12 protein-coding genes are annotated in these 16,553 nt (G+C 52.5%); 5 read left to right on the top strand and 7 right to left on the bottom strand.

Annotated features, from left to right (window positions below; genetic code table 11):
* Window positions 1–76: 76 nt before the first annotated feature.
* The 5 genes from HY774_12845 to HY774_12865 all read right to left on the bottom strand — a co-directional run bounded on the left by HY774_12845 (window position 77) and on the right by HY774_12865 (window position 6,035).
* Window positions 77–883, bottom strand: a complete 807-nt coding sequence (locus HY774_12845) for a hypothetical protein (protein MBI4749372.1) — start codon at window positions 881–883, stop codon at window positions 77–79.
* A gap of 93 nt (window positions 884–976) precedes the next feature.
* Window positions 977–1,186: a hypothetical protein gene (locus HY774_12850; protein ID MBI4749373.1), complete on the bottom strand. Its 210-nt coding sequence runs from the start codon at window positions 1,184–1,186 to the stop codon at window positions 977–979.
* Between the two features lie 80 nt (window positions 1,187–1,266).
* On the bottom strand, window positions 1,267–2,904 hold the full coding sequence (locus HY774_12855) for a serine/threonine-protein phosphatase (GenBank protein ID MBI4749374.1): 1,638 nt from the start codon (window positions 2,902–2,904) through the stop codon (window positions 1,267–1,269).
* Between the two features lie 119 nt (window positions 2,905–3,023).
* A complete protein-coding gene (locus tag HY774_12860) occupies window positions 3,024–3,971 on the bottom strand; it encodes a zinc ribbon domain-containing protein (protein MBI4749375.1) in 948 nt (315 codons plus the stop codon).
* 543 nt (window positions 3,972–4,514) lie between these two features.
* Window positions 4,515–6,035, bottom strand: a complete 1,521-nt coding sequence (locus HY774_12865; protein ID MBI4749376.1) for a DUF4388 domain-containing protein — start codon at window positions 6,033–6,035, stop codon at window positions 4,515–4,517.
* A 571-nt stretch (window positions 6,036–6,606) separates the two neighbouring features.
* Between HY774_12865 and ccsA the strand changes: the two genes are divergently transcribed.
* From ccsA to hemC, 3 genes are all read left to right on the top strand, one after another.
* A complete protein-coding gene (ccsA, locus tag HY774_12870) occupies window positions 6,607–7,437 on the top strand; it encodes a cytochrome c biogenesis protein CcsA (protein MBI4749377.1) in 831 nt (276 codons plus the stop codon).
* Between the two features lie 63 nt (window positions 7,438–7,500).
* Window positions 7,501–8,838 carry a glutamyl-tRNA reductase gene (locus HY774_12875; GenBank protein ID MBI4749378.1) on the top strand — a complete coding sequence of 446 codons (1,338 nt, stop codon included), beginning with the start codon at window positions 7,501–7,503 and terminating at the stop codon, window positions 8,836–8,838.
* Between the two features lie 308 nt (window positions 8,839–9,146).
* Entirely contained in the window at window positions 9,147–10,103 is a 957-nt protein-coding gene (gene hemC, locus HY774_12880; GenBank protein ID MBI4749379.1) for a hydroxymethylbilane synthase, read from the top strand.
* 59 nt (window positions 10,104–10,162) lie between these two features.
* Here hemC and HY774_12885 read toward each other — a convergent pair whose 3' ends face one another.
* On the bottom strand, window positions 10,163–10,594 hold the full coding sequence (locus HY774_12885; GenBank protein ID MBI4749380.1) for a hypothetical protein: 432 nt from the start codon (window positions 10,592–10,594) through the stop codon (window positions 10,163–10,165).
* Between the two features lie 71 nt (window positions 10,595–10,665).
* Window positions 10,666–13,980 (bottom strand): hypothetical protein, encoded by a 3,315-nt coding sequence (locus HY774_12890; GenBank protein MBI4749381.1) that lies wholly within the window; start codon window positions 13,978–13,980, stop codon window positions 10,666–10,668.
* Window positions 13,981–14,301: 321 nt separating this feature from the next.
* On the opposite strand from HY774_12890, the gene mdh reads away from it, so the two are divergent.
* Both mdh and HY774_12900 read left to right on the top strand, forming a co-directional pair.
* The gene (mdh, locus tag HY774_12895) at window positions 14,302–15,225 is read left to right on the top strand and encodes a malate dehydrogenase (GenBank protein MBI4749382.1); all 924 of its coding nucleotides are present in this window, start codon (window positions 14,302–14,304) and stop codon (window positions 15,223–15,225) included.
* Window positions 15,226–15,477: 252 nt separating this feature from the next.
* Entirely contained in the window at window positions 15,478–16,536 is a 1,059-nt protein-coding gene (locus tag HY774_12900) for a mechanosensitive ion channel family protein (GenBank protein MBI4749383.1), read from the top strand.
* Window positions 16,537–16,553 lie beyond the last annotated feature (17 nt).

The raw sequence follows: 16,553 nt of genomic DNA on the forward strand, positions 1-16,553 counted from the left end.
TCTGTTACCAGATGGTTGAGATCATGATTTCTGAAAAAAGCGATCTCTGGTGGTTTTGGCCGTTCACTCGTCCTGACTATTTTCCACCAGATGCTGGTTGTTGTTGTCTGGCTCGTTTGATTTGCTCTTCCACCATTTCCTGTCGGGCTTTTTCAATCGCGGCTTTCGCTTCAGCGACCACCGAGGCAGCCTGTGCATCGTCAGGAATAAATGAATCAAGCGGGACATACCGGTTGAGAAACGTTGGTTTCCCGGCTTTGTCAAACTTGACGCGTAACTCCCCAAGCTGTTTGGTCTCACTGAAACTGGTAATGAATGAAACATTGCCAATCGGTTCAATTGGCGAGACATAGGGTTGGTTAAACCCGGAAATGACCACATCTGCCTCCTGGCAGGAGGTGGCCAGCAATTTGGCTTTATCCACCGGCATATAAGCCAGCACGATCAACAAATTGACTTTTTTGCGCAACTCGGGAAGGACCTCCCGGGCGGCTTTTTCCGGATCACGCCAGACGTACCCGAGATGGGCGGCTGGCGCTGGCTCACTCAACCCAACAATCCCGACTTTGATTTTTCCCTTTGGCAACCGTGGGCTCTTGACCTCTCGAATCACATACGGCACCACGGGAAGATGGCTTTGGGCGCTCACTTCCGGTGTCAGATTGGCCGAGATCATGGTTTTGAGGCCAGGGAATTCAATCAGTGCCGTTTTTTCTTGTTCTTTGGTCAACCACTGGCTCAGGTACGGCAAATCATGGAATGAAATATTGGCGGCATCAAACGGAAACTGGCTATATCCCTGCAGGGCATAGTGGTTTTGAGCCGCAATGTCTTTGAGCGGCGGCGTGTAATTCGCCCCAGCATCGTTGAGGTAATAGCCCACGTTCAACTCCAGAACGGGAGTGGTCGGGAACAATTTTCGAAAAGCCTGTGTGTAACTGACGCGCCGCGCCAGACCCCCCATGGGATGGGCCCGTCAACCACAGGTATCAATATTCCCGCGGGTATCCCCACCGTACAGAATGGTCAGCTCGGTCCCATCATCAGTACCAAGCAGGTTTTTAAATGCCTCTGACATGGCGGGTTGTCCGGGAGACTGGCGTGGGGCCGAAAAGGCTGAGGCCAGGCCATTGACCAGAACAAACAATAATGCAAAGGACAAAAATCGAAGGAATCGTGAATTCATGACAGGTACTACCTTGGAGTAAAAAATAGAGTTACCTGGGAGCAACCGGGAATTGTCCAGGAGTAAATCGCAAGCCGGGGTTACGACGGTTTGGTCGGGAACGTCCCTTTTCGATCTGGAAGACCCTCTTCCCCTTTTGGAGCTTTGGTGACTGCCTTTTTGGCATTTTCCAAATCCGTATGAATTTCCTGGATGGTTTGTTGTTTGACTTCGTGAGTGATGGTTTGGTTTTCGATCAAGTGTTTGAGCTTTTGTTCTCCCCGTTCCAACCGGCTCAGATGGTTATGGAGTTCGGTTTGGGAAATGGAAAGTTGATCAGGTGCGGAAAGGTGTTGCTTGAGTTTGAAAATTGTTTCCCGGACTTCGTTGAGCATCCGCGCCGGGTCATTTGGTTCCGGGGTTCGCCCAGGGTCTCCAGCCGGCATTGATCCATTTGTGCCACCAGTCCGATCTGGAAATGATTCCGGGGCCGGAGCAGGTGGATCCGGTAAGTGACCGGATTGAGCTGGTGGTGGGGTTGACTCAGTGCCCGTCAGTTTGAAATACCCGGCGAAAAAAATCAGCAGCAGTCCAATCAAAAGAATCAGTCCACCACCAATTCCCACCACGATCCATCGCACCGGAACCCGACCCGGTACCGGCTGGGGCTTGTGGGGGAGCACTTGCGGCGCCATGGCAGGTGCCGGCGCGGGCGCTGGTCGGGTACTGGCCAGCGGGGCAGTTGGGGGAGGTGGCAAGGACGCAACGGCTCCAGGTTGAGGCTGCGTGTGTGATGGAAATGCCGAGTAATTGGGTGACGGGGGGGGCAGTGACCCAAGCAGCGCCGTCATTGGGGAACTCTGGGGAGGGGTGCCGTTCTCAGGATCGGTTACTGGCGGTAACACATTGAACGTCTGGGTAATGGTCAGATTGCTGCCGACTGGAAGCGATTCGCCGTCAAACCGTACCACGATAACGGTGATGTTATCTTCGCCGCCCCGTTCATTGGCCAGATCAATCAGAGCCCGGCAGGCCGCTTCAAGGCTTGGGGAACTGAGCACAATGCTTTGCATTTCCAGGTCCTGGACTTTGTTTGAGAGTCCATCACTGCACAGGAGCAGGAAATCGCCGCGACAAAGTGCAATCGTGGTGACTTCGGCATTTAAATGTGGCTGAGTTCCAAGTGCTTGTAAAATAACATTGTTGGGGATATTGCGCGGATCAACCCCAGTTTTTTTGATGGCATTGGCCCAGGATTGATCTTCGGTGATTTGTTTAATTTGCCGGCCCCGGACGATGTAGGCCCGTGAATCACCAACTTGTGAAACATAGAGGTGGCCTTGATGAACAAACGAAGCCGTGAGCGTTGCTCCCAGGCCGCGAACACTCATATCGGACTGGGATTTCTCCCAAATGCGCTGATTGGCAATTTCCGACGCCCGACGCAAGGCTTCAGCGATTGGGACCCCGGGATTGGTTTCCCGGGCCATTTCTTCGAGCAGGATTTGCACCGCCATTGCACTGGCAACTTCACCGGCGGCGGCCCCGCCCATGCCATCACTGACCACAAACAGGCTGCCTCGATGGCCAAGGCGGTGAGTGAGGACTTCCGGACACAACCCGGTCTGACCAGTGGACACATCAGCCACCAGAAAGCTGTCTTCATTCCCGCTTCGGCGCCGGCCTACGTCTGTGCGCGCTGAAACAGAAATCAGAATGTCATTCTGAGAAACCGACATATCCATGAGAACCTGATCCTTCAACACTCAAAGTCGCCTGGGATGAGGGCCCAGGTCTGGTGAAAAAACGGCATTCTGGGTATCGGGCGTGTCATCCAGATGCAATTTTCAGAACGGTTCTATTGCACTTCAAACCGAAACAATTGTTTGCCGATTAAAACGACATCTCCTGGTTTGAGAACGACATCCCCATCAATCTTAATAAATGTTCCGTTGCGCGAGTTTTCGTCATTGAGAATGAACTGGTCCCCGCGTCGTGAAATTTTGGCGTGTCGGCCTGACATGTACCCGTCATGAGGAAATCGAATGTCGCCTGAATTGCGACCAACCGTAACCTGATCGGAATCCAGGTTATACACTTCGCCTTCGCCGCCACCTTCCTGAATGAGCCGGAGTCGGGCAACCGGTCCCCGAGTCGGCGAGGCAATAGCAATGGTGGATTCGGCGGGTTGCCCGGTGAGTTTATTGCCACAGGAGGCGCAAAAACTGCTGCCGGCTGGATTGGATTTACGGCAGTTGGAGCAAATACTGCCCCCGGAAGGCTTTTCGTCCTGGCGGGGAGGCGAGACTTGAGTGGGGCCTGGGTAGCCGCCTTGCATTGGGCCACCTGGACCAACCTGGGCCACCACGGTTGGCGGGGCGGCCATCGGCTGGGCAATGACGGTCGGAGGCGCCACCATCGGCTGGGCAATCACAGTTGGGGGGGCCGCCATCGGCTGGGCAATCACCGTCGGGGGGGCTACTGGAGGTGACGGCGGCGGGGCCTGTTTCGGAGCAACCGGGACCGCCATCGGTGGTGCCGCCGCAACTGGAGCCCGGTGAAGCGGAGACCCGCATTGTTGACAAAATGCCCAGGAGGAATCATTCACTGCACCACAGGTGCCACATAAAACTTCGCCAGGTCCAGGCATGTCCCCAGGCCCTTTGGGGGCATCATATCCACCGGCCACAACATTTGCTGGAGCAACAAGGGTTGCTGGGGCCTCAAGCGGTGTCGCACACATCCGACACATGGTTGCCGTGGGTTTGTTTTCCGCCCCACATCGAGGACAGGTCGTGATTGCCATTGCGAAAAATCTCCTCTGTCTCAGGTTATGTGAAAGTAAGGGTCCTATAGTAGCCTGGAACCAAAAAATGATGGCTGGAAGGAAGATAGCGTCGTTGATGCGTGCCCGTGTTGTATTGCCGAAATATACCACAGGCGTTGCAAATCAAGACAAGGCTAATTCAGTGGGTTTAGGGTTTTCAATCAGGGCAAAGGGCTGAGGGCTGAGGGTTGAACAAAACCCATGTCCTTCAGCCCACATTCCCTGGGTTCAGAGACAATGGCGTCAATCTCAACTCTTCGGATTGATTTTATCCCTCGCCCCTTAGATTTTAGGGAGTCGGATGGAAATATCATACCACCAGGGTTCAGGGTTCAGGGTTTAGGGTTCAGGGTAGGTTAATCCAACTTGAGCCCTAACCGCCGGTTTCCAGGTACTTATCTTGAGCGGGATCAGTCGCTTCATCGCCTCAAACCCTGAACCCTGAACCCCGTTTCATTGGGATTTTATTTTCTTCTGGGTCCCTTATCCTCCATCCGTTGATGTTTGCCGTCCAAACCCAGATTAGAGTTCAATTTCCTGCCCCGGTTCAAGGATTTTCTGCTGGAGAAGTTCACCGATCAGGACCAGTGTTTCGAGTTCACCATTTAATTCCTCACAGCAGGTCCGCAGGGTATTGCGTCCATTAAACAGTTTCTTGATCCGGGCCATGTTGGGTTCAAATTCTTTTTCAATCGGCAGGGTATAAAAACTATCACCACAGACAAAAACCAATGACAGGTCTGGAAATTCTTCGTCAATCAACCGGCTGGCTTCATCATACCGACGCATGGCTTCCATCAACAACTGCTGGGTATTGAGTGAGATTTTGCATTCACGCGTGACCTGGAGAGAGCGGAAGGCAAATTCCCCGCGCATCCAGTAGACCAGTTTATAGATGACGACTTCACCCCGAAAATCCTTCATTTCAGCATCAACGATAAATCCTTGATCAAAATACAGATGGGCTTCGCGTCCAGCCGATTGAACTGTCAAAATTCCGGTTTTTCGGCCACCTTCCAACATTTGGAGCAATTCCGGCAAGGCGATTTGGGCCAGTTGCCCCGACATATCGGCTGGGCGACGGGTTCGTTGCAACAGTTTGCGGACCCGGATCGTGAGTTCGGCAATGCTAAAGGGTTTGACCCAATAGTCTTCGACGCCGCGGTCGAGCGCCGCAATCCGCTCCATCTCTTGACCACGCGAGGTCAGGCACACAAATGGAACCCGGCTCAGCGTTGGGTGACGGCGCAGTTGGGCAAACAACTGGCTGCCATCCATTTTGGGCATCAGAAGGTCGGAAATAATGAGGGTTGGCTCGGTTTCAACCGCAAGATTAAAGGCTTCCTCGCCGTTGCTGGCAGTGAGGATCTTGCAGCCCAGGCGGTTGAAGGCCGCATTTAAGAGCTGGACCACGCCCGGTTCGTCATCAACCAGCAGCAAGGTGTGATCGGGAAATTTCATGTCCGTATCCCGCAGGGCGGCTTCCGGGGTTGGCGGAGTTTCCCCCTCAATCACCCAGGTACCTTTGGCCCCTTGGGCCCATTCGTCCCGGTTGACATTGACCATTTCAACCAGTTCTTTTCGGTACTGGGCATCTTTGGGACCCAGTGCCGGCAGGGCATTGACCAGGCCAATTGCGGTGTCGGCTTCTTTTTTATTAATCAGAATTTCCAGCAGGTTGCGCATGCGCTGGTAGGCATCTTCAAACCGGCCAAGCTGCATGTTGATGTCAACGAGTTGGCGCAAAATCGTCATGCGTTGGTCGCTCGTACCCAGGCGCTCAGCCTTGCGGAAAAACGCCAGGGCCAGATCCATTTCTTTCCGCCCCCGGTGCAATTCAGCCGCCTGACACAAAATGGAGACCGACTTATCGGGCAAACCCGCTGCCTGATACAGGTCGCCAAGTTGCTGCATGCTGAAAATATTGGTTGGATCTGTCAAAAGATCCTTTTCAAACCTGTCAATTTCACGACGTATTTTGGCTTCATCAAGCATGCTGGCCATTTGTTGACCAACCGAGCGAACACGATCAAACAATCCCATGTCGTTTTTCGCGCCAACAGAGTTCCTTCTCTCTTCAAACCAGGGCTTGATTTTAGACAGAACTTCACGCCAGTCAGCGCTTCAACCAGGTGAAGCGACTCAGGAGCGTGAGGGCGGGCGCGACCTCCTTCCAGGTAAATGATAAAAGACACGATTCCAGGCGGAATTCAAAAATCCCGGTTGAGTTAAATGATGGCTCAACCGGGAAGCAGGGCAGGATTGGGGTCAAAGAGCCAAAGCTGGTTCAATCTGAGGCAAACGAGCTTTCGGTACGGGGTTTGCTTAGGAAAATTGCGTTCTTGCGGAGCGGAAAATCCCTGGTGAGTTGCTTTCTGGGTGGTGCCGTTCGGGGTTGGTAACGCTCAAGGCCCATCATCCCTGGGCTTCTTGCCTGTACCAGATCGAGTGGCATTTGACCGTAGCTGAGAGCAAAAATGACCGACCGGGGAGATTTGGGGCATTATAGGCGTGTTCGCAAATCCTGGAAAGGATAAAGAAACCATGCATCGCAAGTTGTTTCAGGTCACATCCAGCGGTACAATTGAGTTCTCCTTATCCTCAAATTGACGACATGTGGATTTCTCCTGTGAAAATGCTCCTTTTCCTCAGCTTGATGTGCTACGGCGTGGGCGTGGTTCATTCCCTCTGGCTGCTGATCCGGAAACAGAACGTATTGTTTCCAGTCGCCATGGGGGCCATGGTGGTTGGGTTTCTGGCCCACACCGCATCGCTGGTGGTGCGGGGGGTTGAAGTGCAGCGCTACCCGCTGATGATGCATCAGGAAGTCAGTTCCTTTCTGGCCTGGGCCGTGATGGCCTATTTTCTCGGCGCTCAATTCTGGTATCGCTCCAAATCACTCTCGCTGTTTGTGATTCCGGTCGTGTTCATTTTCACCGCTACGGCACTGCTTTTGCCTGCTGATCAGGAAGTTCCCTCATTGCTCCGATTTGGGGAAAATTCCACACTGCTGGTGGTGCATGCCAGCGTTTTTGTCCTGGCCTATGCGGCGTTTGTGATCACTTTTTTAGCTGGGGTGATGTACCTCATTCAGGAACGCGAATTGAAACTCAAACGCTTTGGTTCCTTTGTGTTCCGGTTACCTTCGCTCGATACCTGCGATGATTTGAGCTACAAGTCGCTGGGCATTGGGTTTGTTTTAATGACACTGGGAATTGTGACTGGAATTGTCGGCTCTCATCACGTCGCGGGAATTTACTGGCGCGGCGATCCGTCAGAATTTCTTGCCCTGGCCACCTGGATCATCTACCTGTTTATGGTCCACTGTCGCCTGACCGCCGGATGGCGAGGCCGAAGGGCCGCCCTGGTGGGCATTGTCGGCTTTGCAATGACCCTGGTGAGTTTGGTCGGGGTCGGATATTTAAGCGGCTTTCACTTTGAATGAGGTCACCCACCACACACAAGAACAGACTTTTTCATCCCTCCTGGTCGTCACATGATCGAAACTATGAATCTGGTACTCATTGGACTCAATCACAAAACCGCACCGGTTGAAATTCGCGAACGACTGGCATTTGGTTCGCAGATGCTCCCTCACGCCCTCCATCATCTGGTGGATCGAGCGAATGTGGAGGAGGGAATGATTGTCTCGACTTGCAACCGGGTTGAAGTACTGGCCAAAACGGCTGCTCATCCAAGCGAAGCACGACACATTATCACCCAGTTTTTGTACAATTATCACACACTGCCTCAATCTGAGGTAGCACCCCACCTGTATATTCATGAGGGGCAGCAGGCTGTCCGCCATGTTTTCCGAGTGGCTGCCAGTCTTGACTCGATGGTGGTTGGGGAGCCCCAAATTTTGGGGCAAGTCAAAGATGCCTACAACGAAGCCGTCAAAGCCGGAGTCGTTGGACGAACCCTGTATCGGCTCCTGCCGCGCGCGTTTTCGGTTGCCAAGCGAGTCCGGACTGAAACCGGGATTGCCTCATTTGCCGTGTCGCTGAGTTATGTGGCGGTTGAACTGGCTCGAAAAGTGTTTGAAGACCTGCGCACCAAAACCGCACTCCTGATCGGAGCTGGCGAAATGGCCGAACTGGCGGCCAAACATCTGGTGGCTTCGGGGATTCGCAAAGTCCTGGTTGCCAATCGGACCCCTGAAAATGCCAAAAAACTGGCCGAATCGTTGGGTGGGAGTGACTGGATGACCTTAGAATCGTTGCCAGGTCGGCTTCACGAAGCGGACATCATCATTGCGTCAACTGGGGCTGAGACCTACGTGGTTGATGCGATGATGGCGAGATGGGCGCTCGAAAAACGCCGAAATCGTCCGATGTTATTGATTGATATGTCGGTTCCGCGCAATATTGACCCCTCTATCGCTGACTATGACAATCTGTTTGTGTTTGATGTGGATGACCTGGAAAGCGTCATCGCGGCCAATTTGCGCGAGCGGCAACGGGAAGCTCAGCGGGCAGAAGGCATTATCGAGGTTGAAACCGAGCAGTTTGTCGCCTCTTTTCATGAATCTGACCTGGGCCCCACTGTGGCTGCCTTGAAATCTCGACTGACTCAACTTGCCCATACCGAATTTGAGCGTCAGCGGCGACACCTGGGAAATTTAACCCCTGAACAGGAAGAAGCCATCAAAACCATGTTGCTCGGGTCATTTGTCAACAAAGTCATGCATCCGATGATCCGTGGTTTGCGAGAAGCCGTCCATCAGGAAGATGGTCGGGTTGATTTGCGCCAGATTTTTGAACTCGAACAACAGGTACATTGCCTGAAAGACGACCCGGAACCTGCGGAACAACGGGTGGCAAAGCCTGACAAAATGACAAGGTGACAAAGTGACAAAGTGACAAGGTGACAGGGGACAAAGTGACAAAATGACAGGGGGATTTTTTCACCTTCATCCCTAGCTCTTCCACACCGCAGGCCGTAACCAACCTGCCTCAATTCAGCCACTGCTCTGCGGCGAAAACTGACAACTGATCGGGACCGTGGGCTGCGCACCACGGCTATTACACAACGACCCTTCGGGCCTAAAACTCCTTATCCTGACGCATATGGGGTGACAGGTGACAATATAACAGGGTGAAAAAGGTGGTTTCTTTCATCCCTCATCCCTCATCCTTTCGAAGAACCCCAAACATGACATCTTCCCACTTATCTCGACTCGACGCTGATTTGATTATTGGCTCACGCGGCAGTGCGCTTGCACTCTGGCAGGCCAACTGGGTCAAAGCTCAATTAGAAGCCACCGTGCCTGACCGCCGGGTGGCAATTGAAATTATTAAAACCACTGGCGATAAGATTTTAGATGCCCCGCTCTCCAAAATTGGCGGGAAAGGCTTGTTCACCAAAGAAATTGAAGAGGCGTTGCTGGCTGGAAGCATTGATCTGGCCGTCCATAGCCTCAAGGATTTGCCGACAGTGTTGCCCGATGGATTGGGCTTAGGCGCGATTACCCGGCGTGAGGATGTTCGGGACGCGTTGGTTGCCCGGTCTGGCATTCGATCACTGGCTGAACTTCCACATGCGGCGATAGTTGGGACAAGTAGTTTGCGGCGCCAGGCCCAATTGCGCCTGCGCCGACCTGATGTTGAAATAAAAGATTTGCGGGGAAACGTTGATACCCGGCTGCGAAAGCTCCGTGAAGGCCAGTATGATGCGATTATTCTGGCAGCCGCTGGAATCACCCGGCTTGGATTGGCCGATCAAATTACCGAATACTTGTCGGCTGAGTTTATGTTGCCGGCAGTTGGTCAGGGAGCGCTGGCTATTGAAATTCGAGAGAATGACACGATCACAGGTGAGGCCGTCGGAGCACTGAACCACCAGGAAACCCGGCTGGCATGCGAAGCCGAGCGAGCCTTTCTGGCTGCGCTTGGTGGTGGATGCCAGGTCCCCATTGCAGCAACCGCAACGGTTGATGGCGATAGCCTTCGTTTGTGTGGGTTAGTGGCAAGCGTTGAAGGGCGTTCGGTGGTGCAAGGGGAACAGGTTGGAAGCGCCGTTGATGCGGTTCATCTGGGCCAAAATTTGGCCCAAACTCTCCTGATGATGGGGGCACGAGAACTTCTGAATGAAGAAACCACTAACCACTAACCACTAACCACTAACCACTAACCACTAACCACTAACCATTTTCTTCATTCTTCATTTTCTTATCGCGGATCCAGGCCCTTCATCATTTCGCGGAACCGGGTGATTCGTTCTTTGCCATCGGGCATCCGTTCGATGAGTTGTTCCAGTTGGGAAAGGTATTGAGGACCAAAAAACTGGCGTAATTCGGATAAAAATGGCTCCACCTTGGCAAAAACGGCGAGGTGTTCGCCATTGCAATCCAGGAAGAGTTCTTCATTGAGTGCGCCACGGTTGACCAGTGAGGCAGCCATTTCCCAATAACTGGTGACCTGGCGAAAGTAGGCGCCTGGCTCCGGGTTATCCCGATCCGTTAAAATTGCCCGAATGTCATCAACTGATGACGGAAAAAACAAAAACAAATAATAGTTTCGTGCCTGCCGCATAACGTCTTCGCGACGCAATTCATAGAGCTTCAAAATCAACTGGGCGTCTTCGTGAGTTGCTGATTTCATAAGTATTCAAATTCCTTTCTCTGATCATGGATTGCTAAGTCATTGTTGGAAAAAGCGTAATTGACCACTGCCTATTGTTTCAATTCTTCATTCTCAACCCGCTGCAGCCGATCTGATGAGGTTATAATCGGCAGCATAATCGTGAAACTCGTCCCCACTCCAAGCTGGCTTCGAACCGAAATATTGCCCCCATGAGCCGCCACAATGCGCTTGACAATCGCGAGTCCGAGACCGACGCCGAGCCGGGCTTTTCCGGACTGAGCCTGATGATAGGGGTCAAACAAATAGGGCAAGTCTTCGGCGGGGATTCCTTCGCCGGTGTCGGTGATGGTGATGAGCAGCTTGGTAATTCCGGTTTCGACGCCCTGGCCCTGAACCGTGCGTGACTCAAGGACAATTCCTCCGCCAGGCTGGGTAAATTTGATGGCATTGGAAAACAGGTTGCTAAACACCCGCCCCAGTTTTTCCTGGTCGGCAAAGAGTGAGGGCAAATCAGGTTCAATGCGATAGGTAACCGAAATGGTGTGGGCTGCTGCCGCCACCCGAGCTTCTTCGGCGCATTCCCGGAGGAGTTTTTCAGTATCAATAAAGGATTTGCGGAGCGTGATCCCCTGCGTTTCAGAGCGAAAGACTTCGAGGACCTCGTTAATCAACGCCAGTATTTTGTCAATGCTGCGTTCTGAAGCCGTGACCAGGGGCATCAAGGTGCTTTGTTGGATGCTTTCTTCGACTTCAAACAATTCAAGGGTTGCCTTGACCACACTGAGCGGAGACTTCAGATCATGGACGAGCATGGCGGTAAAGTTGACCTTGATTTGATCGAGTTCCCGGAGTTTGAGATTGGCTTCCGCCAGCTCATTTTTCTGCGCGACGACTTGAGCGGTACGTTCGGCAACTTTGGCTTCCAGTTCCTGGGTTCGACGTTGTAAGACCCGCAGTCGAAAGCGAAACAGGGCAAAGATGGCCCCGGTGGCCACCAGCGCATAGACCACATAGGCTGGCCAGGAGCGCCAGGGCGCCGGGCGAATCTCAAATTGGACGGCAACCGGGCCCGTTACATTCCCCGCATAGTCCTTTCCCCACACTTGAAAGCAATACTCACCTTCACCCAGGTTTAAATATTCTTTTTTGAAATCAGTTGTCCAGGCAGTGGGCGATGCCTCGATCCCAACCAGTTGGGTTTGAAATCGGGTGTCACCCTCACGAAAAAATGAAAGCAGTGCATATTCAAAGGACAGGTTGTTTTCAGTGTGCCTGAGTGATCCAATCGCCTGAGGTGTTGCTGGCTGGCCGCCAACTAGAATGCGTTCGAGGAAAAGAGGTTTTGGGGAGGTATCTGGAATTTCTTTGGTTGGATCAAACACAACCGCACCCGCAATTGTGCCAAACCAGAGCCGACCCTGATGATCAACAAACGAAGCCCCACGATTACATTCATTGCTTGGCAATCCATCTTCAAGCAAAAACGATTCAACTGCATAGTCTTGCAGGGAAACGGATTGAGCCGTAAGGCGGATAATTCCCCGGTTGGTTGAAAAGTACATCCGGTGGCGAGAGTCCTCACGAATCTGGTACACCGTGTCGTCAGGCAGTGCCGGACTGGTGGTTTCAGTAAAATTCTTCCAGGTAGGGGTCGAGGCTGACAGGTCAAGTCGGGAAACCCCGCCGCGGGTTCCAATCCAGAGAAAGTGCGAACCGGTATCCGGGCGTGATTCGCACAGGCTCAGGATGTGATCGTACACCAGTCCGTTTTGGCGGGTATAGACCGTCCATTGCTGGTTTTCAAATCGTGCCAGTCCGGCTGTGGTTGCTGCCCAGACAACTTGCTGACCATTTTGATTGGCTGTGACCAGCAATTGGGTAACCGTATTGCTCGGTAAGCCCGATTCGGTGGTATAGGTGGTGACGGTGCCGTTGTTGAAGTGGAGTAGCCCGTTACTTAACCCAACCCAGACTTCGCCTGGTTTCTCTGACGCATTCAAGCCCGGCGAGAGTGACATCACCCCACCCGTAGTCGGGTTGAGTTGGATTGGAATTTTTTTCCACACTTGATCAGACAATTCAAACAAACCGCCATTGGATCCATACCAGAGCTTCTTTTTTCCATCAGTCGTCGTGATTTCGCTCAGAACCCACCCGACACTATTGGGAATGACAGAATGGTTTTCAAAACTGGTCCACTGCCCATTTTCAAATTTCGAGAGTGCTCCACCAAGCCCACCTCCAAATGAACCAAACCAGAACGTCGGAGGTCCATCCGGTCGCACGCTTTCCAGAATTGAAAGCACAAATGGATTCGGAAGCCCGGCCTGGGTATCAATCGCGAGCCATTTTCCTTCGACCAGCCGGGACAGCCCGCCAAGGGTGCCAATGAAGAGAATGGGAGTTGAATCCCCAGATTTGATTTCCAGAAGCTGGTACACAAAGTTATGGGGCAATCCCTTCCGGGTATCAAAAAGCGCCCATTGTCCATTGTGATATTTCAACAGGCCGGCATTGGTTCCAACCCAGAGGATGTTTTGTCCCTGAGCGTCAGTGGTTGCCAGAGTCGTCACAATGTGTGGCAGTTGAGTTCCAAACAGTGAGCGGGGCAACTCAATTTGTGTCCAGACAGTATCCAACTGCCAGATAGTTCTGCCAACTGTCACCCACAACCGGGCTGTTCCTTCCCGATCAATAAGTGGGGAAATATTCGACAGCGGAATATTGGAAAGTTCTTCAGGGAGACTGTTTCTGAGCCAATCCAAGCCTGAATTTTGGTAAATCTGTTGGTTTCGTGTCCCAATCCAGACCTGAGGTTTCCCATTTGGGGCGGTTGCTTCGGCAAACGTGGTCACCCAATCGCCTGGGTGTTTGGGGAAACTTTCCAGCGGATGCCACTGCCCCTGCTCAAAAACAAGGACCTCACCATTCGTGGTGGCAACCACGAGTGTTCGCTGATTTTGAGGGAGAACCGGTAAGACGCGAGCCGCGCTGATCGTGGACGTTGTGGCCTTGGGCGGCGCAATCGAAAAATACTGCCAGGTCCCATCTTGTTGATTGAGGCAGCAGATATCATCCTTGTCAGTGGTAAACCAGATGCGATCTTCGGGGGCGGGGCAAATATGCTGGACAAAATTGGAGACTGCTTCCTTTGGAAGGCGAACCGTCGTCCATTGGCGGCCATTGTAATAGGCTGCACCATCCTGGGTGCCAATCCAGAGATAGCCACGGGGATCAATTGCCAACGCCTGGATTGTATTTTGAGGTAGCCCATCCCGGTCGGTGTACGTCCTGAAAAATGGTCGTCCGAGCGTGGCCAGATCGGAGATGGGTGTTGATACGACTGACGGTACCGGGCGTTCAGGTGGTACGGCCAGCGTTGTTAGCCAGGTGAAGCCAACCATGCCGCACAGCACCGCAAGTATGATGCAAATCCTGATTCGGGGTCTCATGAGGATGAGCGGAAATCGGAAAATGGAATGTTAGAATGGCGCTGAAGGGACAAGACTCCTTCATTTACCTGAAACCGTGGTGAGACACAAGAGGGAGGGGGTTTTTACTGAAGGTTCTGACTTCAATTGGGTCTTTGACAAGAGCGGGAATCGTGCCGAACTTGTTGCCAAATTTCGACTTGCCACGTATGCTTTCGCGCGCATTTTATTCGTCCCCCATACCTCTTGGACGAATCCATTTTTCATACATGTCAGAATAGAAGGGAATTGTTTATGGGTCGTAAAAAAGTCACTGTTGTCGGTGCGGGCAACGTCGGTGCAACTGTTGCCGAACTGGTTGCATTGAAAGAACTTGCGGATGTTGTTCTGATTGATATCGTCGAAGGTTTGCCACAGGGAAAAGCCCTGGATATGAATGAAATGGCACCGGTCGAAGGCTATGATGCGCTGTTGACTGGGTCAACTTCATATGAGGCGAGTGCCAATTCCGATATCGTTGTCATCACCTCTGGGAAACCACGTCGGCCAGGCATGAGCCGCGATGATCTGGTCGAAGAAAACAAAAAGATTGTGGCGGCGGTCACCGAACAGATTGCCAAATATTCGCCCAATGCCATTCTGGTGATGGTTGCCAACCCGCTCGATGCCATGTGTACCGTCGCGCAACGAGTTTCCGGCTTTCCACGCAATCGCGTGATCGGGATGGCGGGTGTGCTCGACTCGGCCCGCATGCGGTTTTTCCTGGCTGAAGCCCTCAACGTGTCGGTTGAAAACATCACGGCGTTTGTGCTTGGCGGTCACGGTGACACGATGGTGCCGCTGCCACGCTATTCAACCTGTGCTGGCATTCCGATTCCGGAATTGCTTGCTGCCGAAACGATTGAAGCGATTATGAACCGGACTCGCAACGGCGGCGCCGAAGTCGTCAAGCTGCTCGGCACCTCTGCCTGGTATGCTCCGGCGTCAGCTTCGGTTGAAATGGTGGAAGCGATTCTCAAGGACAAGAAGAAAATTCTGCCTTGTGCCGCCTTGCTTGAAGGCGAATATGGTTACAATGGACTGTTTATTGGCGTTCCAGTCAAACTGGGGGCCAATGGGATCGAGCAGATCATTGAAATCAGCCTGACTCCGGAAGAAAAAGCCGCGCTGGATAAATCAGCCGCGGCGGTTCAGGAACTGGTTGATTTGTTGAAGTAATGGTTTGGAAATAAGGGGGATGTCAGATCTGTTGAGCTGGCTTTCCCCTTTGGTTTTTCCCGAGATTCCCATCTCTGGTTGTTCCTGAACCCAGGTTCATTTCCCGCCTATCCTCACGGGAATCATTCCCATTTTCTGTCATTGATATGCCTTTATTTCCACAGGCTTGGATTTTTGCAGCCTGTCCGCTGGAGGTGTCGTTGCCTGTGATTTTTGAAGCGAAGCCATGATCGAGGAGTTACGGAGTCGAAAATGCTATCTGAAGTTTGGAAACAACTCGTTGAGAATGTGTGGTTTACCTTTTGGATCTCAGTATTGACTGGGATTTTGGGGGAAATCGGATTCCGCTATTTTTATAAGTGGTTTCGGGATTTTACCGAAAGCACTGAAACCCAGCTTGATAATATCTTACTGGCTCGGATGCACTACCCGATGCGGATCGCCGTCTGGTTGGGGGCGGTACTGGTCTTTCTGCACTGGCAACCCCAGTTTTCGACCTCGATCATTCGCAAAGTAATTGATGTCGTTGAGGTTGGACTGATTCTCTACATCATTGTCGAAACGCTGGAAACGCTTGGGGTTGATTATTTTTTGGTGGAACGCCGGAAGGTTGATATTCCCTGGCTGTTGCGCGACATCGGGCGGGTTTTGATTTTCAGCATTCTGGGAATTGTGCTCATCCAGAATGTGTTTGGGGCGGATTTAACCCCGTTTTTGGCGACTTCGACCGTCATCAGCGTGGTTTTAGGGCTGGCGCTTCAGAGTACGCTGGGCAATTTGTTTGCCGGTATTGCGCTTCACCTGGAGCGCCCGCTTCGACTGGGAGATTGGATCCTCTACCGCACCTTCGAAGGGAAAGTGGTCCAGATGGGTTGGCGTTCCGTTACCTTGCAAAACTTCGATGGTGACCTGATTACGGTGCCCAATCATGCGATTTCAACCGCCGACGTGGTGAATTTTTATGCGCCAACCAGGTTGCACGCCCGAAAGCTCCGAATCCTGGTCAAGCATCAGGTATCACCGGAACAAGTCGAGGAAGCTGTGATGCTGGCGATTGAGCAGGTGCCGCAAGTCCTCAAGGACCAGCCCATCAAAGTTTGGCTGGTTGAATACTCACCCGTGGCGATTCATTACACAGTGAAATTCTGGATCGAGGATTTTGCTTTTCACGACGACATCGAGAGCCATTTAATGAAGCAGTTCTGGCATGCTTTTGCCAAACTTGGGCTTGAGCATCCGCTGGCGGTTTCAGTTTTGCTGCCCACCACCAAAGATGAATGGCTGGGAATCAAGTCAGTACCACCCGCGTGAGCGGGTGGGTTTGGGCA

The sequence above is a fragment of the Acidobacteriota bacterium genome (assembly GCA_016208495.1).
Classification (GTDB): domain Bacteria; phylum Acidobacteriota; class Blastocatellia; order Chloracidobacteriales; family Chloracidobacteriaceae; genus JACQXX01.

Bases quoted from the DNA above. Each gene is read 5' to 3' on its own strand.
- HY774_12850 (MBI4749373.1), bottom strand. From the start codon at position 1,186: ATGAATTCACGATTCCTTCGATTTTTGTCCTTTGCATTATTGTTTGTT.
- HY774_12855 (MBI4749374.1), bottom strand. From the start codon at position 2,904: ATGTCGGTTTCTCAGAATGACATTCTGATTTCTGTTTCAGCGCGCACA.
- HY774_12860 (MBI4749375.1), bottom strand. From the start codon at position 3,971: ATGGCAATCACGACCTGTCCTCGATGTGGGGCGGAAAACAAACCCACG.
- HY774_12865 (MBI4749376.1), bottom strand. From the start codon at position 6,035: ATGGGATTGTTTGATCGTGTTCGCTCGGTTGGTCAACAAATGGCCAGC.
- ccsA (MBI4749377.1), top strand. From the start codon at position 6,607: ATGTGGATTTCTCCTGTGAAAATGCTCCTTTTCCTCAGCTTGATGTGC.
- HY774_12875 (MBI4749378.1), top strand. From the start codon at position 7,501: ATGAATCTGGTACTCATTGGACTCAATCACAAAACCGCACCGGTTGAA.
- hemC (MBI4749379.1), top strand. From the start codon at position 9,147: ATGACATCTTCCCACTTATCTCGACTCGACGCTGATTTGATTATTGGC.
- HY774_12885 (MBI4749380.1), bottom strand. From the start codon at position 10,594: ATGAAATCAGCAACTCACGAAGACGCCCAGTTGATTTTGAAGCTCTAT.
- HY774_12890 (MBI4749381.1), bottom strand. From the start codon at position 13,980: ATGGTTGGCTTCACCTGGCTAACAACGCTGGCCGTACCACCTGAACGC.
- mdh (MBI4749382.1), top strand. From the start codon at position 14,302: ATGGGTCGTAAAAAAGTCACTGTTGTCGGTGCGGGCAACGTCGGTGCA.
- HY774_12900 (MBI4749383.1), top strand. From the start codon at position 15,478: ATGCTATCTGAAGTTTGGAAACAACTCGTTGAGAATGTGTGGTTTACC.